Source organism: Sphingopyxis sp. (assembly GCF_036402335.1).
GTDB lineage: Bacteria > Pseudomonadota > Alphaproteobacteria > Sphingomonadales > Sphingomonadaceae > Sphingopyxis.
The window spans coordinates 1-3,615 of record NZ_DASWTD010000014.1 but is presented as its reverse complement, the minus strand read 5'-3'; the positions used below and the strand labels follow the sequence as shown (position 1 = coordinate 3,615).

4 protein-coding genes are annotated in these 3,615 nt (G+C 66.3%); all 4 read right to left on the bottom strand.

Features of this window, described 5'->3' with window-relative positions; genetic code table 11:
- Positions 1-752: FtsW/RodA/SpoVE family cell cycle protein (locus VGD20_RS00390; RefSeq protein ID WP_331132555.1), on the bottom strand; the 752-nt coding region annotated here is incomplete at its 3' end.
- The gene (murD, locus tag VGD20_RS00385; protein WP_331132554.1) at positions 749-2,053 is read right to left on the bottom strand and encodes a UDP-N-acetylmuramoyl-L-alanine--D-glutamate ligase; all 1,305 of its coding nucleotides are present in this window, start codon (positions 2,051-2,053) and stop codon (positions 749-751) included. The genes murD and VGD20_RS00390, both read right to left, overlap by 4 nt.
- Positions 2,050-3,120, bottom strand: a complete 1,071-nt coding sequence (gene mraY, locus VGD20_RS00380) for a phospho-N-acetylmuramoyl-pentapeptide-transferase (RefSeq protein WP_331132553.1) — start codon at positions 3,118-3,120, stop codon at positions 2,050-2,052. The genes murD and mraY overlap by 4 nt, the downstream gene beginning before the upstream one ends.
- On the bottom strand, positions 3,120-3,615 hold a 496-nt coding region (locus VGD20_RS00375), incomplete at its 5' end, for a glutamate ligase domain-containing protein (protein WP_331132552.1). The genes mraY and VGD20_RS00375, both read right to left, overlap by 1 nt.

The window sequence follows — 3,615 nt, the reverse complement described above, 5'->3', positions numbered from 1 at the left end:
ATGCGCTGCTGCGCAACCGGATAGAAGAAATAGGCGAGCACGAGCCCGACGACGCCCGCCCCAGCGAGGCCGGCCAATATGCGCATCGAAAGCCCGGCGACCATCACCAGCACCAGCCAGGTCGCAACAAAAATGACCGTCTGCCCAAGATCGGGCTGTCCCATCAAGAGCAGCGCGATGACGCCGGTGAGCGCGAGCGCCAGCGGCACGACGGGCAGGCTCTGGTCGTGCAGCCGCAGCGACAGGATCCAGGCGAGCGATACTGCGAAGAAGGGTTTCAGAAACTCCGAAGGCTGGAGGCGGAACACGCCGCTGCCGATCCAGCGTTGCGCACCGTTCACCGACGTCCCGACCAATGGCACGAGGAAGAGAAGGAAGAGGAAGGCGATCGTACCATAGATGGCGAAACGGCGCGCCTGCGCCTTCGGCAGCATCGACACGGCGAGCATCACCGGCACACCCACCATCACCCACATCAGTTGACGATAGAAATAATAGAGCGGGTCGAGCGAGGCGGTCGAGGTCGACAATTTCTGCGCCGCAACGGGCGACGCCGCGGCGACCGCGACCAGCCCGATCGCGACGAGAATCGACACGAGCAGCAGCAGGACACGGTCGATTTCCCAGAACCACAGGCCAAGCGGCGTGCGGTCGGCGCGGCTGAGCCGCGGCCCGCGGCGCCTGACGGTGCGCGTGGTGGCGATCACCGGCCTTTCGGTCGTCGCGTCCATATTGTCCATTCCCCCGCTCATGCCCCGAGCATCCGTACAAGACCGCGAAACACGTCGCCGCGCTGTTCATAGTCCCGGAACTGGTCGAACGACGCACATGCGGGCGACAGCAGCACGATGTCCCCCGGCTGCGCCGCGGCAGCGGCATGGGCAACCGCCGTTGCCATATCGCCCGCAAGGTCCACCGGCAACGCATCGCCGATCTCGGCTGCGAAAGGCGCCATCGCTTCGCCGATCAGATAGGCGCGCTTGATATGACCGAACCATGGCCGGCATGCCCCCAGCCCGTCGCCCTTGGCCTGCCCCCCCGCAATCCAGTGGAGACGCTGGTCCGGCGCCGGCGGGAATGCCGCCAGCGCCGGTGCAGCGGAAGCCGCGTTGGTTGCCTTGCTGTCGTTGAACCAGCGGACACCAGCGACTTCGCCGACCAATTCCATGCGATGCGGCAGCGATTTGTAGGTCGCAAGACCGCGTTCGATCTGTTCGTCATTCAGCCCGAGGACGCGGCACACCGCGATCGCGCACACGGCGTTCTGCGCATTGTGCGGCCCCTGCAGCGCAGGCCAGCGCATCTGGTCGACTGGATCGATATCCTTCGCCGACACGCGGTGGAGGCGGTGATTGATCCGGCTCGCGATCATCTTCGACGGGTCGTCGTCGACCGCGACGATCGCAACCTGATCCTGGTGCTGGAGGCCGAACAGCCGCGCCTTGGACGCGGCATAGCCGGCGAAACCGTCGTAGCGGTCGAGATGGTCGGGGGTGAGGTTGGTCAGCACCGCGACATCGCACGCAAGGCTGTGCGAGAGGTCGATCTGGTAACTCGACAGTTCGAGCACATAGACGCCCCCTTCCGGAAGCGGCTCGCGCGTCAGGATCGGCAGGCCGATATTGCCGCCCATCAGCGTCGGCACGCCCGCGCTTTCGAGCATGTGCGTGATCAGCGCGGTGACGGTCGACTTGCCGTTGGTGCCGGTGATGCCGACGACGCGATGCGGCGGCAGGTCGCCGCGCGCTTCGGCGAACAGTTCGACGTCGCCGATGACCGGCACATGCGCCTCGCGCGCGTGCGCGGCGATCGGGTGGCGATTGAGCGGAACGCCGGGCGAGACGACGACGCCGGCGAAACCGATCAGGTCGATCTCGAGCGGATTGCCGATATCGGCGCCCAGCGCCATCGCATCGTCGCGCGCTTCCTCGCGGTCGTCCCACGCCGTGACACCCGCGCCGCTGGCGACGAGCGCCTCGACGGTCGCCAGACCCGAGCGCGCCAGTCCCAGCACCGCGTAGCGGCGGCCGGCAAAGGCACGCGAGGAGATCACCGGAGCTTCAAGGTCGCGAGTCCGGCGAGCGCGAGGACGATCGAGACGATCCAGAAGCGGATGACGACGGTGGATTCGGGCCAGCCGAGCTGCTCGAAATGGTGATGGATGGGCGCCATGCGGAACACCCGCTTGCCGGTGCGCTTGTACCAGAAGACCTGGATCATCACCGACAAGGCCTCGACGACGAACAGCCCGCCGACGAGGACAAGGACAAGCTCGTGCTGTGCGGTCACCGCGATTGTCGCAAGCGCCCCGCCGAGCGCGAGGCTACCCGTATCCCCCATGAAGACCGCCGCGGGCGGCGCGTTGAACCACAGGAAGGCAAGACAGGCGCCGATGATCGCCGCCGCGAAGACCGCGAGCTCGCCCGCGCCCGGCACATGCGGGATGCCGAGGTAGCCGGCGAATTTCACGTTGCCCGACAGATAGACGATGACGAGGAAGGTCAGGCTGGCGATGATCACCGGGAAGGTCGCGAGCCCGTCGAGCCCGTCGGTGAGGTTCACGGCGTTGCCGAAGCCGACGATCAATATCATCGCGAAGACATAGTAGAGCGGCCCGAGCGGGATGACGATTCCGCTGAAAAAAGGCAGATAAAGGTCAGTGCCGGTCCGCGAGACGATCAACAGCACCGCGACCGCGGCGATCACGAATTCGATCAGCAGGCGCACGCGCCCGGGAATCCCCCGGTGGCTGGCCTTCGTCACCTTGTCGAGGTCGTCGAGGAAGCCGACGGCGGCGAAGCCGCCGGTCACGAACAGGCACGCCCAGACGAAACGGTTCGACAAATCCATCCACAAGAGCGCGGAGATCATCAGCGAGATCAGGATCATCAGCCCGCCCATCGTCGGCGTGCCCTTTTTCGCAAGGTGGCTCTGTGGGCCGTCTTCGCGGATCGGCTGTCCTTTTCCCTGCCGCATCCGCAGCATCAGGATGAAGCGCGGACCGATCCACAGTCCGATGATCAGCGCGGTCGCGACCGCAGCCCCCGATCGGAAGCTCAGATAGCGAATGAGGTTGAGAGCCCCCGGAAAGCCAAGCCACTCCGCCAGCCAGTACAGCATCAATATTCCCCGTTGGTCAGCGCCGTCACGACATGTGACAGGCCGACGCCGTTCGACCCCTTGACCAGCACGGCGTCGCCGGGACGGATCAGGTCCTTCAGCCGCGCGACTGCAGCCGAGTGGGCGGGCACATGCGCGAAATCGATGCGGCCCTCAAGCGCTTTGGCGAGCGGCGCCATCTCTTCCCCGACAAGCAGGGCGAATTGCACTCCCGCCGCGACAAGCGGAGCCGCTAGACCGGCGTGATACGCCTCGCCGCCGGGGCCGAGCTCCCTCATCGCGCCGAGAATCGCAACTTTACGGTCGGCGGATTCGGTGCCGAGCTGGGCGATCGTCACCGCCATCGAAGCCGGATTGGCGTTATAGCTTTCGTCGATGACCAGAACATGGCCGCCGGGCACCGCGACCCGGTGACGCGCACCGCGTCCGGCAAGCCCGGCCATCTCGGCAAAGGCCAGCCCCGCCGCGGGAAGGTCCCCGCCGACCGCCTTGACC